The organism is Pseudoalteromonas piscicida (assembly GCF_002208135.1).
GTDB classification, from domain to species: Bacteria; Pseudomonadota; Gammaproteobacteria; order Enterobacterales; family Alteromonadaceae; genus Pseudoalteromonas; species Pseudoalteromonas piscicida_A.
This window is the reverse complement of the sequence record NZ_CP021646.1, coordinates 1,240,356-1,261,542: the sequence shown is the minus strand read 5'-3', so window position 1 is coordinate 1,261,542 and position 21,187 is coordinate 1,240,356. Positions and strand designations below refer to the sequence as shown.

Below are 21,187 nucleotides of genomic sequence, written 5' to 3'. Positions count from 1 at the left end.
GTCTTTTCGTTGCTCTACTCTAGTGCACCGAGTTCCATCTCCATATCAAGCGTCTCTGATTGGTGTATTTATTCTGCTTAACATTAATAAGGTAACAATACCAACATATGAAGTCATCAACACTCCCAGCAATACTCTTGCCATTACTGGCTAGTATTGTCGCGATAACGCCTTTGGCTATCGACTTGTATCTCCCCGCGATGCTTGCGATTGCAGACAGCTTGAATAGCCCGCTTGAGCAAGTACAGGTTTCTCTTAGTAGCTATTTAGCAGGTTATGCTGTCGGCATGATGGTGTTTGGCCCCCTTGCAGATAGATTCTCAAGACAGACGTTAGCTATTTGGGGCTTGGTCGGCTTTACCGCATCGTCAATTGGGCTTGCGCTAACGAATGACATCGATATGTTTTGCTTCTTACGGGTCGTTCAAGCATTTTGTGGTGCCGCAGCAACGGTCGTTGTACCTGGTGTGATCCGCTATCACTACAAAGAGCACACAGCTAAAGGAATGTCTTATGTCTCTATGATCATGATGATCGCGCCACTAATTGCTCCCTCTCTTGGTGCGTTGATCTTGCTGTACTTTGATTGGCACGCCATTTTTTGGTTTTTAGCAGTTTATGCGGTGCTCGTTATCATCGCACTACAGTTTTTCTGTATTGCAATTCCAACCAAAGCCGATGTACCGCTTAGCTTGTCGTTTTTCCTGAAAAACTATCGGATTGTATTAACACAAAAGAAGGCTCGCTATGATATTCTTTCTTCGATGCTAGCTTCGTTTGCATTCTTTTGCTTTTTAACCTCAGTTTCATTTATTTATCTTGAGTATTATGCAGTGTCGGAGCAGCTGTTTGGGGTGTTATTCGCCATGAATGTGATTGCATTGATGCTCGGTAACTTTGCCAATACGCGTTTAGTACCACGACTTGGTTCAAGAAAAATGCTCAATATCGGCCTCACGATTGGTGTCGTCTGCTCCACGCTCTTGGTCATACTCAGTAGCCAATCAGTCTCGGTTTGGATACTCGCATCAGCCATCGCACCTTTGATGATGAGTTTAGGGATCATTGCCAGCAACGCTGATGCGCTGATATTACTGAGTTTTGAACATCAAACCGGCACTGCGACTGCAGTGATAGGCACGCTACGATTTGGTAGCGGCGCTTTGGTCGGCCCTTTACTTGCACTCGCGGTTCCTGAATCACCTATGCCGTTCTCAAGCTTTATGTTCGCAGCCATTGTGCTAACCATCGTCTGCCAATTGTTAAATAGGCGTTTTGAGAAAAGCCTCATCACCACTGAAATCAAAGAGTAATATAAAAAAAGCCCCGACGTGCGGGGCTTTTCTATAAAGTCGTTATTAGATCATCTTAATTAAGTTCTTTATCTTTCCAGAACTTAGTGCCTTTTACTGTTGCTTGCAGTGCCAAACCACTCTCTGTAAAGGTGTACACAGTAACATCACCATAATAGGCTTCGCCTTCTACTGACGCACCTTTTTTAGCGGCTTTCGCAGCAGCATCTGCATTTCCGCCAAACGTCCAGCCTGAAGTAACAAACTTATTCATCGCTTCAGGAGTATGGAATACCATCACAATACGATAATCTTTTACACCTAGACCAAGGCCTACACCACCTTCAGCCATATTCATATACGTGTTACTTCCTACACTATTATCGTGTACGACACCGTAACCTGTTCCAGCTGCAACAAATAGCAGATTAATATTAGCATTAGAAAAAACAGCATAGCCTGGCGCTGCCGCAATTTGCGAACGCGTATCAGGCTTCTTGCTGTAAAGCTGAGTAAGTACATCGTTTTTCATATCTAGGATAGCGCGTTGCTTTTCAACCTTGTCACCATCGCCCATTGAAGCACATGCACTAAGCATGACTGCCAAAAAGCCAGCCATTAAATGTTTAACGTTTACCATAGGTTTTTCCTTTCCTGCATTAATTGAAAATAACACTACCTATCATAGACGCTTAGTTTGAATACTGGATTAATCTAGAGATATGTTTCGAGCCTTGCCAAACCTTCGGCAAAGTTACGCTTACCCGTTCCTAAACGAAAGTGGCACTCGCTTTGCAGAAGAAATAATTTTGCGGGTAACAACAGGGTTTTTGAGGCCTCCGAAAATTGACGTGACCACTTGAATGAGTCCGTTACTGCGTTTATCCTCAACAAAGACAACACTCCTCCTTGAGGCTCAACCCAAGTTACTTTTTGCGAGTATAAACTAACAAATTCACGCATCAATTGGACGTTGTTTGCAATGACTTTCGCATTGTGCGCTAAGATAGTTTCACTGTGTTGCAATGCGGTCGTCGCCAATAGGTCATCCACTTTACTGCCGCAAATACTTAAGTAGCTTTTACCTGCCAGCAAGGTATCTGCCAATGCTTTCGAACCACAAATTGCCCACCCTACACGTATGCCAGGCAACCCCATACTTTTGGATAATACGCCTAACGTAATTGACCTCGGATAAGCGGAAAAACGGCCACTTACGGCGCTGTCATCGTCACAACTCTGTGCGGATACTTCATCACTCAAAATGTAAGCACCACACTGCTCTGCCAGGAGCTGTATTTGTCCAACTTCTTTGTCAGTCAAGCATGCGCCTGTTGGATTGTGGGGAACATTGACGATAATAAGTTTGGTTTTTGCCGTCACTGCGTCTTTGAGTCTTTCTATATCAAACTGCCAGTCGTTCTCTTCTTGCAATGGTACCGTGTTGACGATAGCGCCAAACTGCGTGGGAAGTTTCGCAAGCGACGGATAGCTCGGTGTACAGACTACCACCTCATCTTGCGGGTTTAGTAACTGTGCCATCGTGGTGAAAATAGCTTCTTGAGCACCGCTAAATGTCACGATTTGAGTGAGACCCACACATGCAGTCGTCGGCAAGTGATAAGCTTTAATCGCCGCTTTTAGCCCTTCACTGCCCGCAATCGGATTGTAACCCAGTTCAATGTCTGGCAGTTCGCCTCCACCAAGCTCAATAAGTTCACTGAGCGTGACGCCTTGAGCACAGGAATCACTCAAGTTGATATCAATGGGAGCTGCTAAGCTTTGGCTAAACTTAATGTGATCGGGTAATACTAATTCCATTTTCTAACCTAAAAAATCATGCCAGCGCTTTGGCTGGCATATGTATCAACGACTATTTAAGACGCCATAGCGTAAGTTGGCATCGCTCTAGTTCAACTTTACGTGCGTTTTTACTTATGGCTGACATCACTTCGTCTTCTGCCAACAATTCAAAATCTCGTCCCAGTAAAATGTCTAGACCATCACGGCCCGTGACATTTTCACCACTGACCTTATAACCACCCAACCAGTTTTGTGCTTGGGTTAGCGTTTTATCCCACTGATAGGCTGAGCTTATCGCAAGGACCCCCCAGCATTCAAGCGCGATTTAATTTGGCTTAAGAAGGTTTTTGGCGAATATAAGTATTCCACAACACGATGGCATAAGATTAAGTCATACTCAGCAAATTGTGGTTTAAGGTTATGACCATCCCCTTGGCAAAAATGAACACGCTCGCTGAGTTCATTAAAACCTAACTGCGAAGTCGACACTTCGTGGAAGTCCACAATTTCACCTTCAATCTCGGTGGCAAAACGTACCGGCGAGCCTTCTTTTAGGGCCAACGCGTGTTGAATATTGCGCGCAGTAAAATCAATGCCGTCGACTTGGGTAAAGTGTTTGGCTAATTCAAAACTTGCGCGACCAACCGAGCAACCCAAATCCAGCGCTTTATCTGTATTACCTTGATAATGCACCATTAGCTGTGAAACAACACTTTGCAATGGATTGCCAAAATGCATAACAGGCTTGCCGTAGTGGCTATGTAGCGCATTGGCAACATCAGTATCCATTTCACATAAGTTGACCTTTTGTACAGGCACTTCAGGGTTCTCACTTTCTACGTATCTAAATCCGGCATGTTGGAAGAAGTGACGTCTAAAGGCATAACGAGAATCACGCACCGCTTCGTTGCCTGTAGAAATCCAAGAACCGCCTTTGATCAGATTATGTTTACCGTCGAAAGTAGGCGTTGAGAAGTCATCATATAATGGATGCACTTTAAAGCCGCTATATGCGTCGATCGGACTTTCCGTCCATTGCCAAACATTGCCGATGATGTCGAATAAGCCTTCAGTTTCAAAACGGTTTACCGGGCAGCTTGAAGCACATACCTCAAGGTTGATATTCCCCGGCGCTTCACTCCATGTCGGCAGATCAGCATCGAGCTTATCCCGCAGTACTTGCCACTCAGCTTCTGTTGGTAAGCGTACAAAGTGCTCACTTTGCTCAGATTTCCAATTACAAAAAGCCTTTGCTTCAAGGTAATTAACCTCGACTGGCCAATTGAGTGGTAATGGGATTTCCTCAGCTAAGTTTCGTTGCCACAAGCCGCTCTCTTTTTTTACCCAAAAGCGCGGCATGGTTGATTTAGTTGAAGCCAGCCAAGCTTGACCTTCTTCTGTCCAAAACTCAGGCTGATTGTAGCCACCTGCTTCGACAAAGGTTAAAAACTCTTGGTTTGAAACCATATACTTACTGGCTTTGAAGGGCACCACATTGACATCTTGTACCCCATACTCGTTGTCCCAACCGTAGGTTTGGTTTGATTCTGGTTTACCAAGCCGAACATCACAACCGCTTACCGAAATTAAGCTATTGTCAGGTGCATCACCATATTCATCGCACGCGCCCCAACCGGGTTGTAAAGTCAAGTCAGCCAGCGGCAACATACGCATGATCACCGACGAGGTTTCTAAGTGAATACGTTCATGTTCAATACCCATTAAGACAACCCACGCGAGGCTATCTTGAGTGATTGGTAGGGTAATATCCATCTCATCTATTAACCCGTTAATCAGCACTTTCACTTGTTGGCGATAAGCACGCACTTCCGCCACTGTAGGCCAATCATAATTATTGCTATCAAGGTCATCCCAAGACATTTCGTCTACACCAACAGCACAGGTAGATTCAATATGTGGATTAACGCGTTGAGTGATGTATTTCCCTAGCATCAACTTATTAACGTAAAAACAAGCAGTATGACCAAAATAGAAAATGAGAGGATGCCGTAACCGCTCAGCCTTGACAAAATAGGCGTCGTCATTGTTGATATTACTAAATAATGATTCGTACTGCTGCCAGCTATTGTTGAAGTATGCTTTGATCTCAGCGCGCTTTTTCTCCACGTCGCCACCTGAAAGCCAGATTGGCTTTAATGTATTTGGTCTTTCCATACAATTATCTTCTTTAAACTTGCTACTTCGATACATACACCATTTCAATGCATGCAGCTTTTAAACTTTGCTCACTTTGCCACTGAATACCGATGGCATCTTGCTGTATACGTTTGATAATCTAGCTTAGACCACTGATATCAACTTTTTATGACCTTAACTTATTCACATTTAATTTTCACTGCCGTCAGGACTATTTTCAGAAAAAACTTCATCTGTGACATGTAATGCCAAGCTTCAACGTTAAATAAAAAGAGCGCAACTCAGGTCACGCTCTTTTGGCAGCAGGGCTGCATCACAATGAAATTTACTCAACCTTGGGCTCTACAGACACAGGCAGGATGGGCGCTAATGTCAAAAATGCAATCACCATGATATTGCCGATAAACCACAAGTCTTTAATCACAAATTGTCCCAAGCCGCCAAGTAAGCTCATGTCACTAAACGCGCCCGAGGCGGTAAACAGGAAGCTTTGCGTCATAACAAATACCGCGAGACACCCAAAGCCTGCGATACTAATCAAGACTCGCTGATTAAACCAAATGCCAATGCCGAGCAAACCTGCCACCAAAATGTCATAAACGCCTATAACGTTTGAGGCTTCTTGCACGGAAAACAACTCGTACATCCAAGACATAAACGGTGAAGTTTCTACTAGTGGCACGATTGCCTTGGCTTCGAGTTCGAGAAACTTCATTCCGCCGATCCAGACTAAAACCAATGCGACGGGAAAATAATTCGCCCACACTAAAGTGCGCTCGTTGATATGTTGGCGGCAGTAAAGAAATAGCGCGATGGGCACTAAGGCGAAATATTTGATGATCCCTTGTCCAGAACCAATAACCGGAAAGCCACCATGGGCTGCAATCCAGCGATTCTCTGCAAGCAGTGTCAACAAAGTATATAAACTAATAATGGCGATTAAGGCCAGTGGCCACACCGCAGGAATAATCTTGCATTGCTGTAAAATGACTAGGCCCGAAGCCAGGATTAACGCAAAACCAAATATAATGCCAAGCGTAGCAACGGGTACCCACTCTGTTAACCCGTAAAAGCTAAATGTGCCTGAAATAGTACTTGGCCCAGCGCCAAACAAAAATGAAATGCCAAGCAGTAATAAGCTCACTGCTAACACACCTGAAATAGAATGATCGATAGTTATGAACGACATCTCTAACCTCTTAATATGCTATTGTCTATAAGACCCGAGGTTTTATAAAGTTCGTTCAGCGTTTGTGAAGTTTATACCGATTGCAAGCTGAGTTGAGTAGTTAGGTCGCCAGGCCAGTTCAACGCCAGTGCGCTGCAAAATCAATGAGTCGCGTTAATATTGGGCTTTGAAATTTATCTTTACGCGTCACCAGCCAAAACTGCCTCGGCGCTGCTTCTAAACCTGAAAGCGCCTTAATTCGTTGCTGTGCTACGGCATGTTCAGCGGAGTATTTTGAGATACACGCTAAACCTAGCCCTGCCGCAACACCATTTATTATCGCCTCGGTGGAGTTTAACTCAAACGCGGTTCGCCACGACGTAAGCTGCGCTGCGATATTCGCTAAGAAAAACTCTCGACTGCCAGAGCCTTGCTCCCGCAATAACCAGCGGGATTGACTTTGCATCAGTGCTTGAAAGTCAGTTACTGCAAAATCCATTGCACTCACGATGCACATTTCATCTTCAAACCAAGGCATGATGTCCAAATCTTCGCCTATCACTCTGCCTTCAACAAAGCCAATATCTAATTCGTAATCACGAAGCATGGCGCACACTCTCGCCGTGTTGGTGATAAACAACTGCTGTTGTGTATGCCCAGTTTGCTGCTGAAAAGCCGCTAACAAGGGGGCAGCAAATGATTGCCTAAGGTATCGCTGGCACCGATTTTAATTTCGCCATACAGCCTCTCGTTTTCTTTAAATAACGATTCTAAAAAGCGGCATCTATCCAACACTTGATGAGCATGTGGTAGTAACAGCTCACCAGCAGGACTTATCACTAGTCGATTGTTTACGCGATCGAATAATGGTTGCTCGAGATGACGCTCTAACTCCGCCAAAGCCATACTAACAGCGGCCTTAGTTAAACATAACTGATCCGCTGCGGCCGTGATCGAACGCTCTTGCACTATTACCGTAAACACGTTGAGTTGCTTAAGGGTTATCATCGCTGTTAAGAATTATTGAACACTAATTTAAATATATTCAGATATTCTTAATTAAAGCGCAAGCGTATTATCCCTTCACCGAACAATTGTTGTGAAATTACGCATGGCTACTCTTCTTTCTTATGGTAAAAAACTCACCGCCAATATCCCCACCCCTATGTCTGGTCTTGCTCTTGGGCTAGCTAGTTTAGGCTGGTGTATCAGTAACCTCTTTCCCGCATTTTTTGTGTTAAAACCTTTAAGTGCACTTCTGGCTGGCTTTATTTTATTGCTGTTAGTGCTTAAGTTTGTTCATCAACCTGCTCAATTAAGAGCAGATCTCGCGCATCCAGTGGTTGGGAGTGTATTACCAACCAGTGCCATGACAATCATGGTGATTTCTCATAGCATCGCGGCCTATTCTCACCTTATTGCAACTGTGGTTTGGCTACTCGCCATTGTGCTTCACCTAGGGTTACTAACCAGCTTCGTGTATTTTCGCAGCCGCAATTTTGAGCTTAACCAGCTAGTGCCAAGTTGGTTTATTCCCCTGTTGGGTTTGTCGTTGCCGATGTTACCTTTAACGGCATGTCAGCGTTGCAACCTTTGGCTATGGGGCTTTGGTACTTGGGAGTGATATTTTACTTACTGCTGCTACCGTTCATGATTTACCGTTTGTGTAGAGGCAGTGCCATACCACAGCAAACCCAGCCTACAATTGCAGTCATGGCAGCGCCTGCGAGTCTATGTTTGGCAGGATATTTAAGTGTCCACCCAATGCCAGCGGCTGGCGTGGTGTTTGCCCTACTGAGTATTGCTATTATTATGACCCTAGCGATATACCTTGCTTTTATTCAGCTGCTGCGACTGCCATTTAGTCCCGCTTTCGCAGCATATACCTTTCCATTAGTCATCGGCGTCACCGCCATGAGTAAAGTCGTCACTTGGCCCGGCAGCGAACACTTAAGCTCAGGCTGGTTAAGTGTGTTGCAGTACCTAGTTTGGTTTGAACTTGTTGTTGCGATCGCTGTAATTAGCCACGTTTGTATTCACTATGTGCGATTTTTACTAAAAATAAGCACCGCCAATTCAGAGAGTTAAAACTAATATTGCAATAACCTAAACACTCACCATTTACTTAGCATGCTAACTAATTTAAAATACTTAGCATGCTAAGTAAATATATCTTAAGTTATGTCGTCACTTCCATTTCATGAAACGCTCGATCTCAGTCTCTGTGGCAAGTTAGGCCGAGTCCATAGAATTTGCCGTCAAGCCGTAACCCAAGCTGTAGAGCCACTCGGTTTTACCCAGCCACGCTGGACCGCCATGATGCATATTCATCATTTAGGTGAAGGCTGCACACAACACCAATTGGCGTGCAGTTTAGATATCGAAATGCCGAGCCTGACTCGCACGATGAAACAGTTAGAAGAGAATAACGTCATTGAGCGCCGCATTGATAAGCAAGACAAACGCTGTCGAAAAATCTACTTCACTGACCACGGGCAAGCCCAGTTAGCGCAGCTAAAGATGCGGATCAGTGAAGTGAAGGCACTTTTATATCATGGGCTTAGCGATGACGAGCTCAATGCTATTGCACATGCTTTGGTGAAACTTGAGAGCAATGCTCAGCAATGTTGTGACAATATTTCTGAAAATGGGAGTACCAGTGAGTAAACTTAGTCCAGATCAGCAATTTTCCCGCTACGTAAAGGTTTCAATCGCCCTTTTTGCACTCTGCTTTAGCTATTTTATCTTTGCTGATCTCTATATTCCAATGACGCCTCAGGCACGTGTGTATCATCAAGTAACCAAAGTGACGCCTAAAGTCAGTGGTGAAGTGCTTGCCGTGAATGTCAGCAATAACCAAAGAGTACAGCAAGGGCAACTACTCCTTACTATTGATGAAGCACCGTATCGGTTAGCATTAGCTAAGGCAGAACTCGCTTTGGCTGAGGTTAATCAGCAGAACAAACAATTAGATGCACAGATAGCCGCCCAGCAAGCGCAAATTGAGGCTGCTGTAGCCAAGTATGATGAGCAACAACGACTGTATAAACGCAGTCAATCTTTGTTGACACAACACGCAATCTCAGCGCAAGAATCAGATCAAATTCAGGCAAATTTTGCGACGGCTAAGTCGCAGCTTAGTGCGCTCAAAGCAAACCTAAATGCCCTTGAAGTAAAGCGTGGTGCAACCGGCAAACATAATATTGCACTAATGCAAGCGCAAAATGCCGTAGAGCAGGCTAAATTGCAACTCAGTTATACCCAAGTGCGAGCCCCCACGATGGTGTCATTAGTAACTTACAAGTAACCATGGGTACCTATGCTCGCACGGGTGTGAGCCTAACCAGTTTGGTTTCGGACAATGTTGACTTAGCTGCGGATTTCAGAGAAAAGTCGCTTTACCACGTCAAACTTGGCGAACAAGCGTTAGTGAGCTTTGATGCGTTACCGGGCAAAATCTATCCTGCTGTGATCCATGAATTTTCTGCCGGCGTCAGTGATGGACAGCTCAATGCCGACGGCCAATTGGCTGCCGTTGAGACCTCCAACCGCTGGGTGCGAGATGCGCAGCGTCAACGCGTTCATTTAGCATTTGATGAGCCATTACCTTTACTAGCAAGTGGTGCAAGAGCGACGGTTCAAGTCCAGCCTGAAAGCACTTTGCTTGCAACCCTTGCACAAGCGCAAATCAAATTCGTCAGTCTACTTCACTACGTTTATTGATATGAAAGTTGAACTGAACGCCAATGACCTGAGACAGATGCTGCGTATTGCAACTGGTAGTACGCTAGGCTTTGCGCTAAGCAAATTGCTTAACTGGCCATACGGTATCTTTTTTACCGTATATCCCATGCTGCTGCTTGGGTTAGTACCTATGTTAAACGCACACATAGTGCGCCAGTTTATCTTAAGTGGGTTGGTCTGTGCCTTTTCAGTATTAGTACTGCAAGGGCTATTTGGCTTCCACCCTGCGTTAATGTCCCTACTCACCTTTGCCTTATTTGCCTTTTTGTTTTTGCAAATGAGCAAAGGCGTTAACTTCTTATTTGGTGCAATGAGTGTGGTGGGGCTATCAATCCAACTCCATTTTGCCAGTTATGCTTCAACCAGCGGTGGTTTATATTCACTCATAGCCAGTAACTCTCTGGCTATTATCATTAGTATCGCAACCGCTTATGTAATGCATTGGTTATTTCCGGACGTTGCTGTGCGTCAATTACCACCCCGGCCAGCGAAAGATGCTGCCAGTATTCGCCATGAAGTCTTACTGTGCGCCACCGTAGCCACACTCTCATTTATGGTATTCCAAATACTAGATTTACAAGATTCCGTTTCCGCCCAAGCGGCATCAATATTAATCCTCTTTCCACTGAGTTGGAAGGCGGCAGGCACTGCGGGCTGGCAACGCGCAGTTGGCACGCTGATAGGCTGTAACTTGGCGTTAGCAGCGCAAATCCTACTGCAAACCTATAGCCAAATTTTACTTTTTCCAATTTTGATTTTATGGATCTTGGTCTTCATTTTTAGTCGCTACCACTTGCTTAGTGGTGGTGCTCCCGGAATAGGCTTTGGTATTATTACCACTTTTGGGATCTTGTTTGGTCAGTCTCTCGCGCCAAATCAAGATTTAATTTATAGCGCACTGTATCGCTTCAGTTCAGTGAGCGTTGCTATTACGGTAAGTCTCTGTGCGATTTACCTTATTCATCGCCTACTTAATCACTTTAGTGCAACGCGCCACCATTCCTATGCCTGAATAAAAGAGGAACCCACTTGAAGCTTGGAAAACGCTTACAGACTTTGCATGATGTTGTTACCCAAGACTATCAACATATTTGGGACTGCTGCTGCGATCATGGCCAGCTTGGCGCACAATTTTTACATTCGAGCCAAGCGCACATACATTTTGTTGATGTCGTCCCAGCGCTCATTGCAAAAGTGAAGCAGGATCTCACATGCTTCTTTCCAGAAGCTGAAACGCGCTATAGCCTTTACACCCTAGATGTTGCGAAGCTCCCTCTTACGCAATACTTAGGCAGGCAGTTAGTGATCATCGCAGGTGTTGGCGGCGACTTAACCGCGACACTGATGACAAGCCTTTGCAATGATTTGCGTGATGAGGTCGATTTCTTGCTTTGCCCAGTTCATCATCATTATTCCCTGAGGCAAACCTTACAATCTCTGCCACTTAAGGTGGTCCATGAGTCACTGGTTGAAGAAAATCGACGTATTTACGAAGTGCTCTATCTCACTTCGGGTAAGACAGGCACTGCCATAACCCCATTGGGCGAAGCAATTTGGCAGCAAGGCGCGCTTTCCAAACGCTATTTGGAGAAAACGCTGGATCATTATGCGCGAGTCGCCAAAGGCAAACCCGAAGCGCAAGCCATTTTATCGGCTTATCAACATCTTACACTATAAAACACAGCGCACTCAGCCAAACTAGCTGAGTGCCATAACTTAATCGCTGATAGAGCCCACTATTTCGCTTCTGTTTATACGCTTTTGCAAGCTGATAGCTAAAACCCACACAAACAAGGACACAAGCAGTAGAAAACCAAGCAAATAGCGAGTTTAAAGGACTTACAAACCAAACCAATAAAGGGGCGATGAGCAAGCTTAATAGCATTACCATGCCCGCGAAAGAATGAATATGACACGCCCGACTTGGAGAGGTTGTGTATGGGTCGGGATCCATAGGAAAGAAACCTGCAACAGCGGTTGCTAGACCATGACAAACAATCAAACCACCAATAACGCCTAACGCCCAGCTCCCTTCAGGTACCAAGATGATATAAAAACCGAAACAACAAAATAGCAGGGCTAAGGGGTAATTATTAACTGCAGGAGACAATCGCTCTGTTGGGCTACCACTGGCGCCTAACTCACTACAAAATTGATTTTTGTGACTATAATTTGGGTAACGCTTGGCAACGCCATATACCCCTACCAGCATCCATATACTTGCTAGTATGCCAAAATAACTCACCAACTCTTGCAGCATCACGCCTATCCTTAATGCGCTAAATTCATGTCTACACACTTTATACTAATTTAGGAACATACGAAACCAAGCAGTTGCATTCAATTTAGTGTATTTTCCAGCGCTCCAAAATAGCTTGGTGCTGGCCACTTTGACTTAATTCCGCTAGTGCATACTGCAAACGGTTCGCAAGCTCATTGGGAAATTCTGCATTCACCGCCAAAGCCAGCTCACTTGGGAAATGTTCAAGAAGTAACTTATGCTCAATTGCTTGTGGGTCCAGTTTAAGGGCATTGAGTTCTTTCTCGAGTGTTAGAGTGTTGGTTAGCACAAAATCAATCCTGCCCTTAAACAATAAATTCCAAAGACTTTGGTAGTTTGACACTAATACCAACTCATAGCCTTCAGAAAAGCCAGCTTGTTTGAGAAAGGTTTCACTATAATAACCGCGTATGGTTCCAGTACGATACCGCTTTGCAGCGTCAAGATCGTTTATTGGCGTTTGAGATTGTTTCAGGCCAATGAGTGATGCGGACGTATGGCACATAGTCCCCAAAAAGCGGAAATAGACTTCTCGAGTTGGTGTTTTCAGCCAAGACAACAGCACCACATTAGGTTTAGTTTCTAATTCGTGTAACACACGTGCCATCGGCATTATTTCTATTTTAGCCGTAACATTAGCTTTATCTGCCACCGCTTGAGCAAGCTCAACTAGGCCACCATCCACTTCTCCTTGGCCATTAATAAAATGATAGGGAGGTAAATCTTCCGCTACAAAATGCACCGTTTCTTGCGGCAAAGCAATTATTTTGGTTGATGCAAGTAACGTCGTTAGGAATAAAATTTTCCGGATCATTTTATCTCAATAAATTAAACAATCATTCGGTCAGTGTGCCCGTGTTTGCATTGCAATTCAATCCGCAGCAATGGCTAGATTGCCTCAAAAGTATTTCATTTGATAATCAAGTACATCATGTAGTAATGGTTTTACCTCGCCATGGGTACAGATAGCTACTTATGACCTGCGTTTACCGCTGCCAGACCCTGCCAATCTTCTAAATCTTGTTCTGGTTTCTCAGTACGAAATTGTTGATACAATGCAATACCTTGCTCATCTTCTAAAATATCGACCTGTACGCCCTTGCTTTCAAGTAACGGCTCATTGCCTGAAGCATTAGTGATATCCCCAACCACGACTCGCTGAAAACCACGCATATAGAGTAACGTTGCGCATACGTCACAGGGACTTAGGCTGGTATACAAAGTGGTTTTACTAAAATCAATCCGTCCCGCATCTCGAATTGCCGAGGTTTCACCATGGTTATATGGGTGGCTCTCTTGTACTAGCGTATTATGTCCTTTACCTACAATTTGATTGGTTTCGTTATCAACAATAACCGCACCAATTGGGCAACCGCCCTCTTCATAACCCTTTTTTGCCAGTAAAACAGCGATGCGCATAAAGTCTTTATCGCAAAGCTTACGCGTAAAGTTGCTATCGAGTAATACGCCAAGACTCTTGGTTGGCATATGTGCAATGGCATTGAGCGCTTCGCTATTTACTTGGGTCTCTGCGTTGAGTAATACAGTCATTTTTTAATTCCTTGTTGTTTTTATAGGATCCGAGCTTAACACTATAATTTGGCGCAATTATGAAGTACCCAATCACATAGCTTATCTAGCCAAGGTTTTGCCGCATCAAGCGGCCAACCGCAATTGATCCGCAGATGGTCTTGATACAACTCTCGGCTTGTAAATAAGCTGCCTTGGCGAATTTCGACCCCAAGTTCAGCTAGCCGCAAAGCGAGAGCATCACAATCAATATTAGGCAGTTTCAGCCATAATGCCATTCCGCCCTGAGGGGAAGATATTTTACAGCCCTTCGGTAAACGCGATTTCAAATAGGTTTGGTAAGCGAAGCAGTGTGCCGCTAAGGTGCGATTAAGCGTCCGTAAATGGCGCTGGTAATGTCCTGTCTCAATAAAGCGTGATACCGCCATTTGTAAACATTGATTTGGCATGCCGTGAAATGCCTGCATGAGCGCGGCCACTTGGCTTTGATAACGCCCAGCTTCACACCATCCAACTTGCAAGCCCGGCGCTAACGTCTTAGACACTGAGCTACACCAAATTACATATCCGGCTTTATCCCACGCCTTTATCGGTAAAGGCATCGTGTGATTATGGCTCAGCTCCCCAAAGACGTCGTCTTCAATAATCGCCACTTGATACTGCGCAGCAAAATCCGCAAGCCATGCTTTTTGTTGCACAGATAGACTGTGCCCGTTGGGTTTTGGTGGTTTGCCGTAAGCAAACACGCTGATATCCTTTGCGTTGTCACTACCTGCTCCAAGGCTTCTAGATCGAGTCCTTCGGGCGTCGTTGGGACCTCAATCACCTTGAGCTGTAGCGTCGCAAGCAGTTGCAATAAACCTTGATAACATGGTGATGGCACCACCACACAATCTCCCGCTTTTGTAACAGCCTGCAGTCCCGCCATCACGGCTTGAATACAACCGCCTGTCACCACGAGATTATCAGGATTCAGCGCCAACCCCTTTTGTTTAAAGTGCTTGGTTAAATTCTCTCTAAGCGACATCAGTCCCATCGCGCTTGGATAATGAAAATGGTGATACTGAGGAGAGTCGAACGCTTGCTTTATAAACTTAGTCAAGCGATTTATGGGCATCAACTCGGGCGCTACTTGCACCGTCGATAACATCGTATTGAGCCCTACGACAGAGGGTCTTAACGCACTTTTAGGCGATTTCACTTCACTCGTAAACGTGGCAAAGTCAATGTCACTATTTTTCGCTTTCGGTTTACAAATATAAAAACCAGATTTCTCTTGAGAAGCTAAAAAGCCATTATCCTGTAGTTCCTCGTAGGTTCTAATTGCAGTACTCATGCTCACGCCATGCTGCTTGGCAAAGATCCTAAGTGAAGTCATTTTTTCACCGACTTGACGTTCACCGGCGTTTATCTCTGTAATCACCTGCTCACTTAATGTAATAAACTTCCTCGCCATCTGTACCCTTAACAACCAAGAATTCTGTATCTGTACTGCATTTTTACCGAAGTTACACTGTAATTCCAGTATTCGTTTACAAATAGGATTGGCACATGACGATGACACACAACCAATGGCAAGCATTACCCCAATTGCTCACTGAATTTTCTAAACTTACCGAGGCATTTATACAGTCTAGTAATAGCCGCCCAGTCGCAGGTCGAGATATTGCTCCGCCCGACCTCACACTCACAGAATCAGGAATTGAATTTGAGTCTCTGATAGAGATTTTTAGTAAACAAGTAGTGCCAAACTTAAGCACCAGTATTGGGCCTAGGTATTGGGGATTTGTCACCGGCGGCGCAACGCCTGTTGCCACCTTTGCCGATTGGCTGGTGTCAACCTATGACCAAAATGTCTCGAAGGGTGATGGCTCCATTGCGACCAATATAGAACGGCAAGCCATTCGCTGGCTAACCGAATTATTCGACCTACCAGCAAGCTTTGATGGCCTTTTTACTACAGGGGCGACAGCGGCAAATTACTTAGGTGCAGTCATAGCACGCCAGTTTGCAGGGCATCAACAAGGGATCAATGTGGCAGAAGATGGAGCCTTCGGTTTGGAAGTCGAGGTTTTTTGCGCGACGCCCCACGCGAGTATGATTAAGGCGCTTGGTCTTGCAGGCCTAGGCCGTAACCAAATCACGAGAGTCGCAACGCAAGTAGGCAATGAAGCTACGGATATTGCAGCGCTTGAGTCAGCGCTTGCAACAAGTAACGCCAAAGGAAAAATTGTCATCGCTAGTGCCGCCACAGTTACTGGCACTAATTTTGACGATTTAATGCAGATCCGCCGTCTATGCGATAAACACCAAGCTTGGCTGCATGTTGATGCTGCATTTGGCATTTTCGACCGTCTGGTTTCTGGCTCAGAAGGTCGCACTAAGGGGCTTGAGTTAGCCGATAGTATTACCTTGGATGCACACAAGTGGCTCAATGTTCCATACGACTGTGGGATCTTTCTCACTCGTCATTTGCACTACTTGGTTGAAAGCTGCGACGTTCCAGCTCCTTACTTAGTCACATCAAAAGCCGACCCCGACTTTTTTTCGATGGGTGTAGAGAACTCTCGTCGATTTAGGGCATTACCCGTTTGGATGTCATTACTTGCGTATGGTAAAGACGGGATCCGTCAATGGGTAAGTAAAAATATTGCGCAAACTAAACAGCTTGCAGACTGGTTTACTGATTCTCCAGACTATGAATTAGTCTACTACGGAGAGCTGAACGTGGTGCTTTTCAAGCCAAGCGGCAAAGACGACGCAGCAACAACCGCCCTCCTTCATGCCATTAATGCGGACGGCCGTATATTTGTCAGCCCAGGAAGTTGGCAAGGACAGAAGGTGATCCGTGCTGCGCTCAGTAATTGGCAAACGGAGCAAGTTGATTTAGACATAGCTAAATGCGCATTAACCGAATTAGCTAAGGCGCTTTAAGATTATAATATTTGAAGTTAGCTAACGCTGTGGTTAGGAGTAATACTTTGCGCCAATTTGCGACTGTATTCCTCAAAATCGATATTGCTTTGCTCACCAAGTCCAGCCACCGCATGAGAAATAAACTGCGGTGGTATAAATAGATAAGTACGTTTTTTAAATTTCCAATGACGCACGATGTGCTTGGGCTGATGTTTATCTTCATCTAACCCAGCCAGCGAAAATAAGTCCTGCCAGTCACGCTCGGTATCGCCTGTCAACTGGGTAATGCTTTGTGGTTCGATACTCAGCAAAATTGCAGACGTTTGTGGCACGCCCATCAACAGCTCACCAATAAAAAAGATGCTACCACTGCGGCACAACTGCTGCTGCGCTTCCGTCATCTCAGATTGCTCTGCCGTCTTCGCGCTTTGATATTGCATACCATTAAACATAGACTTGGCAAATGGCAGCTGCTTTTCAGAGAACTCCCTATTTAAGACATGCTGAAATAGCGCTTTGCCGAGCGTATTACCTACGCCATCGTGACTAAAAGTGCCTTCTTCCACATTAGTTTCAATGAAAAGCCCTGACTCTACCAAAATATTTTTCACGGCTTGATAGTTAAATATTGAAAACGGCTTACCCGTCACTGGGTTTGTTGTCGACGTCACCGCTTTTGTCATCGCAGCAAAAAACACGCTGATATCAACGAATGCACTTTTTAAGTCAGTGTCAAAGCTCTGAATGCTATCCGCCGTTGCACACAACATGATATTACCCGTTTCATTAAACACATAATGTTTAGTGATTGGAGTATATATTGGCTGTGATTGCGGTTTTGACGGTTTATCTTGCTTGCTAAACCAAGTTGAGAACATCATTCACTCCCAACACATTAACTGTCCTTTTTCGCCGCTTTGTTAGCTGAAGCACTTTGCGAAGGTGCTGTTATGACACTGCGCATCGACTCAATTAGGTTATTAAATTCTGGATCAGACATAGCTTCGTTTAGTGATGCTGCTTGCTTAACAAATGCCGGTGGCACAAACAAATATACAGATTTGCACAGACTTAACTGCACGTCTGTATGCCCACCTTGTAAGCAAGGACCCGCTTGCCAAATGGCTTTTACATCACTGGCATCAGCTGAAATGACAATGGGCGCGATCGAAATTGCCCCGAGTAAATATTCACACACAAAAATAATCGTCCCGACCTTTTTATCTTGGTTGTCAGAACTCGCACTGATACTCACCGAGGCTTGCCCCATACCAGCGATCATATCCATCAATGATTTACCTATGGAGGCTAAATTACCACTGAGCCCAAGTAAAGTTTGGATCAATTGGCTTGATAAAGTGACGCCACTTTGCTTACTTTCAAATTGAATATTGCTATCTGTTACTTTGACAAACAGTCCCGAGCTTGAGACTAATTTATTGAGTGCATCGTAGTCGTACAGACTTGTCCCAGCTTCCGCCATCGCTTTTGTGAGCGCGGCAAAAAATACGCTAACTTCACCAAATGCATTTTCAGCTTCTTGCGGCAATACACTTCCACCTGCGGTACCGTTTAGCGTACTTGCAATAAATAAGTTGCCGGTGGCATTCACTACAAATTGTTTAGTCGCTGGCACTTCACTGCTGTTTGTCGTCGTTAAATTAGCCGCTCTGGTTTGTGCATTGCTCACTACAGTGCCCGGTTGAGGTGTTGGCATACTCGTTCCTTAAATCTTGTTCTAGCAGATATTGTTCTTATGTCGATTTAGTGTAGTCGTATTTTTAATTACTTAAAATTTACTTTGTGATTTTTTGTAATCCAATCTATGTCGTAAAATATCCTTACTTAAGTTCGATCTAACCTCATCGGAATGAATCTAATACCGTTTCTCTGTGCTTCTTGCCCTGTCGCCTGAAAACCTAGCGCAATATAAAAAGATGCTGCATTTAGCGATGAACACAGTGAGATTTGAGCTGCGGATGTACTCGCTAACACAGTATCTAATAACTGCCCACCAATCCCTTTACCTTGAGCTGACTTGGCAACAAATAAATGGGTGAGATAGTTACCATCTCTTAATAAAGCAAATCCAATCAGCTCGCCGTTTAATAACGCCTTGGCACCGACAAAGTTGGCGTTGCACATCACCTGAGTCACTTCAGGTATTATTTCGTTTAAATATGTATCTCTTCCAAGCTGCGAAAAATGCGGTAAGACGTCAACCTCTGAGACTTCACACATTAACCTTTCAATGGCATCCGCATCCTCGGCCTGAATCGCATTGATTGTAACCTTCACTTATGACCTTTTGATTTATTGCGTGCTTACATTTCTGGCAAACGTTATCCCAAATAAAAAGTGCATCACTAACAGACTACTTACTACCGTACTGAGACTAAGCTCAAAGACCCAAAAACATATTGCAAATATCGGGTGTATAGAAACGAGCAGCCACCAGCCCATTCGACCAATTTTATACAAGAATTCACTGTGTTTTTGCTGAAAATTTAGTAATCCAAACGCCCAAGGAAACAATGTCCAAATCAAAGACATGATTAATAGCATGGTCACTAAGAATTTGATTAACACTTCCCCTAGCATCTATAGCCCCTCAAGTGAGGTACGCAAAACATCTTGAGGTTTAATATTGAGTTCATCACGTCCAAACGCAAAACTATCTCGTTTATAGCGGGGGAAAATATGCAAGTGATAGTGGCTCAATTCGTTAAAGTGCCCATTGTTTTGCACAAGCGTAATCCCATCTGGGGAAAATTTACGCTCAATTCGCACATAAAGGTCACGCGCAACGTGGTGGATTTCAGCCAGTATGGATTCTGGGACTTGAAGTAGCGTTTCATAAGGGGATTTGGGGCAAATTAAGATATGGCCAAAGTTTATGGGGTCATGATCGGCAAACGCAATCACCTGCTCTGATTCATATACAATAACCGCTTCTATATTCCGAGCAACTATCTGTTCTACAATCGTCATCAGCTACCTCTCCTTTACTTGATTGCATAGAGTAATGTACCTGAGCAACCTCCTTCCTACCAGCGCTATATTCTATTTTCTCCTTTGTTAAGTGAATAATTTTCAAGCCTAAATTCACTCACAACCCATTTAAACCAGTTACATTATTCAATGAATAACCCTACAAGGAATACAACATGTTAAAAACGTTAGTTACGGTGGCTTTATTAGCTTTTGGAAGTGTAGCCAGTGCCGCAAATCACGCAGCGACCCATCATGCAATTCATTATGAAGGGCGCGTCAGTAAAAACTACTCTGATGGCAGTGTGAGTTTTAATTGGCCGGGTAGCCAGCTGCATACCAAGCTCACCGGCCGCGCCTTTCGTATCGAGTTGATGGGCTATGGCGATCAATTCGATGTATTGATTGATGACAAATTTACAAAAAAGCTAAAGACCAATGCTGATGGTGTTGCTGAGACCTTCACACTATTTGAAAGTACAAAGGTAGAAACCGTCACAATTGAACTCGTTAAACGCTGGGAGCACTACGAACACAATACTCAAATCCTAAGTGTTGATGTCGACGGAAAATTAGAATCAATCCAGCAGCCACAGCCTCATATCTTATTTATCGGCGATTCAATTAGCGCCGGCTTTGGCAGTGAGTCCACCCAAAGACAGTGTGAATGGAGCGAAATTCTTGATTTGAGTAACGCACGCAAAGCCTTTCCATATATGAGCGCACAACAGTTGGGAGCCAGTTTTACCCAAGTTTCATATTCGGGTTTGGGCTTAATTCGAAATTGGGGCGGCAATCAGACGCATCATACGCTACGCAGTTACTACGACAAAATGTCAGCAGTATTTACCGACAACACTGACTTTGAAGACAAGTTTCCACAGCTTATCGTCATTGAAGTAGGCACCAATGACTTTAGTACCGATCCAACCCCTACCGAGCCTTGGCAAACCATTGACGAAGTCAAAACGCAGTGGGTAGAAACAATGGTCGTTTTCACCAAACAGCTGCGTGCTAGATATCCTGCGGTCCCCATTATTTACATGCCTCGTCCGGCATATCCATATAACTTCATTATTCCAGCAACACACGATGCAATTGCAAGGCTTAATCAGCAAGATATCAGTAAACTATACAGTCATACATTCGACTCACCATTAGAAGGCTGTGTGTGGCATCCAACCGCTTCGGAACATCAAGACATTGCTGAGAAACTCGTTACCTTTATCAAGCAGCAAACACTTCTCTAAGTAAATGTTCGGCGTTATTCAGTGAGATTAAGCTCGATGTACTGAATAACACGTA

At 44.4% G+C, this 21,187-nt stretch carries 19 protein-coding genes and 4 pseudogenes; 8 read left to right on the top strand and 15 right to left on the bottom strand.

The features are described from left to right. Positions 1–107: 107 nt before the first annotated feature. Positions 108–1,313 carry a Bcr/CflA family multidrug efflux MFS transporter gene (locus tag B1L02_RS06010; RefSeq protein ID WP_088530301.1) on the top strand — a complete coding sequence of 402 codons (1,206 nt, stop codon included), beginning with the start codon at positions 108–110 and terminating at the stop codon, positions 1,311–1,313. Between the two features lie 55 nt (positions 1,314–1,368). Here B1L02_RS06010 and B1L02_RS06005 read toward each other — a convergent pair whose 3' ends face one another. The 6 genes and pseudogenes from B1L02_RS06005 to B1L02_RS24310 form a co-directional block, all read right to left on the bottom strand. Next, positions 1,369–1,932, bottom strand: a complete 564-nt coding sequence (locus B1L02_RS06005) for a YSC84-related protein (protein WP_088530300.1) — start codon at positions 1,930–1,932, stop codon at positions 1,369–1,371. Positions 1,933–2,006: 74 nt separating this feature from the next. After that, positions 2,007–3,113, bottom strand: coding sequence for an aminotransferase class I/II-fold pyridoxal phosphate-dependent enzyme (locus tag B1L02_RS06000; protein ID WP_088530299.1), 1,107 nt, complete (start codon positions 3,111–3,113; stop codon positions 2,007–2,009). Positions 3,114–3,165: 52 nt separating this feature from the next. Beyond that, positions 3,166–5,270: pseudogene (ovoA, locus tag B1L02_RS05995) on the bottom strand (5-histidylcysteine sulfoxide synthase). A gap of 307 nt (positions 5,271–5,577) precedes the next feature. Then, positions 5,578–6,441, bottom strand: a complete 864-nt coding sequence (locus B1L02_RS05990; protein WP_088530298.1) for a DUF417 family protein — start codon at positions 6,439–6,441, stop codon at positions 5,578–5,580. Between the two features lie 118 nt (positions 6,442–6,559). Next, positions 6,560–7,105: a LysR substrate-binding domain-containing protein gene (locus B1L02_RS24315; protein ID WP_232003148.1), complete on the bottom strand. Its 546-nt coding sequence runs from the start codon at positions 7,103–7,105 to the stop codon at positions 6,560–6,562. After that, positions 7,099–7,428 carry a LysR family transcriptional regulator gene (locus B1L02_RS24310; protein WP_232003147.1) on the bottom strand — a complete coding sequence of 110 codons (330 nt, stop codon included), beginning with the start codon at positions 7,426–7,428 and terminating at the stop codon, positions 7,099–7,101. The genes B1L02_RS24315 and B1L02_RS24310 overlap by 7 nt, the downstream gene beginning before the upstream one ends. Before the next feature lie 103 nt (positions 7,429–7,531). Between B1L02_RS24310 and B1L02_RS25075 the strand changes: the two are divergent. The 5 genes and pseudogenes from B1L02_RS25075 to B1L02_RS05960 all read left to right on the top strand — a co-directional run bounded on the left by B1L02_RS25075 (position 7,532) and on the right by B1L02_RS05960 (position 11,841). Continuing rightward, positions 7,532–8,508: pseudogene (locus tag B1L02_RS25075) on the top strand (TDT family transporter). A gap of 93 nt (positions 8,509–8,601) precedes the next feature. Further along, positions 8,602–9,087, top strand: a complete 486-nt coding sequence (locus B1L02_RS05975) for a MarR family transcriptional regulator (RefSeq protein ID WP_088530297.1) — start codon at positions 8,602–8,604, stop codon at positions 9,085–9,087. Continuing rightward, positions 9,080–10,143, top strand: a pseudogene (locus tag B1L02_RS05970) (HlyD family secretion protein). The gene B1L02_RS05975 and the pseudogene B1L02_RS05970 overlap by 8 nt, the downstream one beginning before the upstream one ends. Position 10,144: 1 nt before the next feature. Then, positions 10,145–11,176: a DUF2955 domain-containing protein gene (locus tag B1L02_RS05965; protein WP_088530296.1), complete on the top strand. Its 1,032-nt coding sequence runs from the start codon at positions 10,145–10,147 to the stop codon at positions 11,174–11,176. 17 nt (positions 11,177–11,193) lie between these two features. Next, positions 11,194–11,841 (top strand): tRNA (adenine(22)-N(1))-methyltransferase TrmK, encoded by a 648-nt coding sequence (locus tag B1L02_RS05960; protein ID WP_088530295.1) that lies wholly within the window; start codon positions 11,194–11,196, stop codon positions 11,839–11,841. Here the strand turns inward: B1L02_RS05960 and B1L02_RS05955 are convergent. The 4 genes and pseudogenes from B1L02_RS05955 to B1L02_RS05940 form a co-directional block, all read right to left on the bottom strand. Beyond that, positions 11,831–12,424, bottom strand: coding sequence for a DUF998 domain-containing protein (locus tag B1L02_RS05955; RefSeq protein WP_017216006.1), 594 nt, complete (start codon positions 12,422–12,424; stop codon positions 11,831–11,833). The genes B1L02_RS05960 and B1L02_RS05955 overlap by 11 nt on opposite strands. Before the next feature lie 85 nt (positions 12,425–12,509). Then, entirely contained in the window at positions 12,510–13,259 is a 750-nt protein-coding gene (locus B1L02_RS05950; RefSeq protein WP_088530294.1) for a substrate-binding periplasmic protein, read from the bottom strand. A 155-nt stretch (positions 13,260–13,414) separates the two neighbouring features. Next, complete coding sequence (locus B1L02_RS05945) at positions 13,415–13,996, bottom strand: nucleoside deaminase (protein WP_088530293.1); 582 nt, start codon at positions 13,994–13,996, stop codon at positions 13,415–13,417. A 41-nt stretch (positions 13,997–14,037) separates the two neighbouring features. After that, a pseudogene (locus B1L02_RS05940) lies at positions 14,038–15,002 on the bottom strand (PLP-dependent aminotransferase family protein). A gap of 524 nt (positions 15,003–15,526) precedes the next feature. On the opposite strand from B1L02_RS05940, the gene B1L02_RS05935 reads away from it, so the two are divergent. Continuing rightward, positions 15,527–16,909, top strand: coding sequence for a pyridoxal phosphate-dependent decarboxylase family protein (locus B1L02_RS05935; protein ID WP_088530292.1), 1,383 nt, complete (start codon positions 15,527–15,529; stop codon positions 16,907–16,909). Between the two features lie 17 nt (positions 16,910–16,926). On the opposite strand, the gene B1L02_RS05930 is transcribed toward B1L02_RS05935, so the two are convergent. From B1L02_RS05930 to B1L02_RS05910, 5 genes are all read right to left on the bottom strand, one after another. After that, positions 16,927–17,772: a hypothetical protein gene (locus tag B1L02_RS05930; protein ID WP_223191905.1), complete on the bottom strand. Its 846-nt coding sequence runs from the start codon at positions 17,770–17,772 to the stop codon at positions 16,927–16,929. Between the two features lie 14 nt (positions 17,773–17,786). Beyond that, complete coding sequence (locus B1L02_RS05925; RefSeq protein WP_088530290.1) at positions 17,787–18,608, bottom strand: hypothetical protein; 822 nt, start codon at positions 18,606–18,608, stop codon at positions 17,787–17,789. 128 nt (positions 18,609–18,736) lie between these two features. Continuing rightward, positions 18,737–19,189 (bottom strand): GNAT family N-acetyltransferase, encoded by a 453-nt coding sequence (locus B1L02_RS05920; protein WP_088530289.1) that lies wholly within the window; start codon positions 19,187–19,189, stop codon positions 18,737–18,739. A 15-nt stretch (positions 19,190–19,204) separates the two neighbouring features. Then, a complete protein-coding gene (locus tag B1L02_RS05915) occupies positions 19,205–19,492 on the bottom strand; it encodes a hypothetical protein (RefSeq protein WP_088530288.1) in 288 nt (95 codons plus the stop codon). Beyond that, positions 19,493–19,882: an HIT family protein gene (locus B1L02_RS05910; RefSeq protein WP_088530287.1), complete on the bottom strand. Its 390-nt coding sequence runs from the start codon at positions 19,880–19,882 to the stop codon at positions 19,493–19,495. Positions 19,883–20,058: 176 nt separating this feature from the next. Between B1L02_RS05910 and B1L02_RS05905 the strand changes: the two genes are divergently transcribed. Beyond that, positions 20,059–21,132, top strand: a complete 1,074-nt coding sequence (locus tag B1L02_RS05905; RefSeq protein WP_088530286.1) for an SGNH/GDSL hydrolase family protein — start codon at positions 20,059–20,061, stop codon at positions 21,130–21,132. Positions 21,133–21,187: the final 55 nt, after the last annotated feature.

Coding starts and splice junctions, on each gene's coding strand:
- B1L02_RS06010 (WP_088530301.1), top strand. CDS start 108: ATGAAGTCATCAACACTCCCAGCAATACTCTTGCCATTACTGGCTAGT.
- B1L02_RS06005 (WP_088530300.1), bottom strand. CDS start 1,932: ATGGTAAACGTTAAACATTTAATGGCTGGCTTTTTGGCAGTCATGCTT.
- B1L02_RS06000 (WP_088530299.1), bottom strand. CDS start 3,113: ATGGAATTAGTATTACCCGATCACATTAAGTTTAGCCAAAGCTTAGCA.
- B1L02_RS05990 (WP_088530298.1), bottom strand. CDS start 6,441: ATGTCGTTCATAACTATCGATCATTCTATTTCAGGTGTGTTAGCAGTG.
- B1L02_RS24310 (WP_232003147.1), bottom strand. CDS start 7,428: ATGATAACCCTTAAGCAACTCAACGTGTTTACGGTAATAGTGCAAGAG.
- B1L02_RS05975 (WP_088530297.1), top strand. CDS start 8,602: ATGTCGTCACTTCCATTTCATGAAACGCTCGATCTCAGTCTCTGTGGC.
- B1L02_RS05965 (WP_088530296.1), top strand. CDS start 10,145: ATGAAAGTTGAACTGAACGCCAATGACCTGAGACAGATGCTGCGTATT.
- B1L02_RS05955 (WP_017216006.1), bottom strand. CDS start 12,424: ATGCTGCAAGAGTTGGTGAGTTATTTTGGCATACTAGCAAGTATATGG.
- B1L02_RS05950 (WP_088530294.1), bottom strand. CDS start 13,259: ATGATCCGGAAAATTTTATTCCTAACGACGTTACTTGCATCAACCAAA.
- B1L02_RS05945 (WP_088530293.1), bottom strand. CDS start 13,996: ATGACTGTATTACTCAACGCAGAGACCCAAGTAAATAGCGAAGCGCTC.
- B1L02_RS05935 (WP_088530292.1), top strand. CDS start 15,527: ATGACGATGACACACAACCAATGGCAAGCATTACCCCAATTGCTCACT.
- B1L02_RS05930 (WP_223191905.1), bottom strand. CDS start 17,772: ATGATGTTCTCAACTTGGTTTAGCAAGCAAGATAAACCGTCAAAACCG.
- B1L02_RS05925 (WP_088530290.1), bottom strand. CDS start 18,608: ATGCCAACACCTCAACCGGGCACTGTAGTGAGCAATGCACAAACCAGA.
- B1L02_RS05915 (WP_088530288.1), bottom strand. CDS start 19,492: ATGCTAGGGGAAGTGTTAATCAAATTCTTAGTGACCATGCTATTAATC.
- B1L02_RS05910 (WP_088530287.1), bottom strand. CDS start 19,882: ATGACGATTGTAGAACAGATAGTTGCTCGGAATATAGAAGCGGTTATT.
- B1L02_RS05905 (WP_088530286.1), top strand. CDS start 20,059: ATGTTAAAAACGTTAGTTACGGTGGCTTTATTAGCTTTTGGAAGTGTA.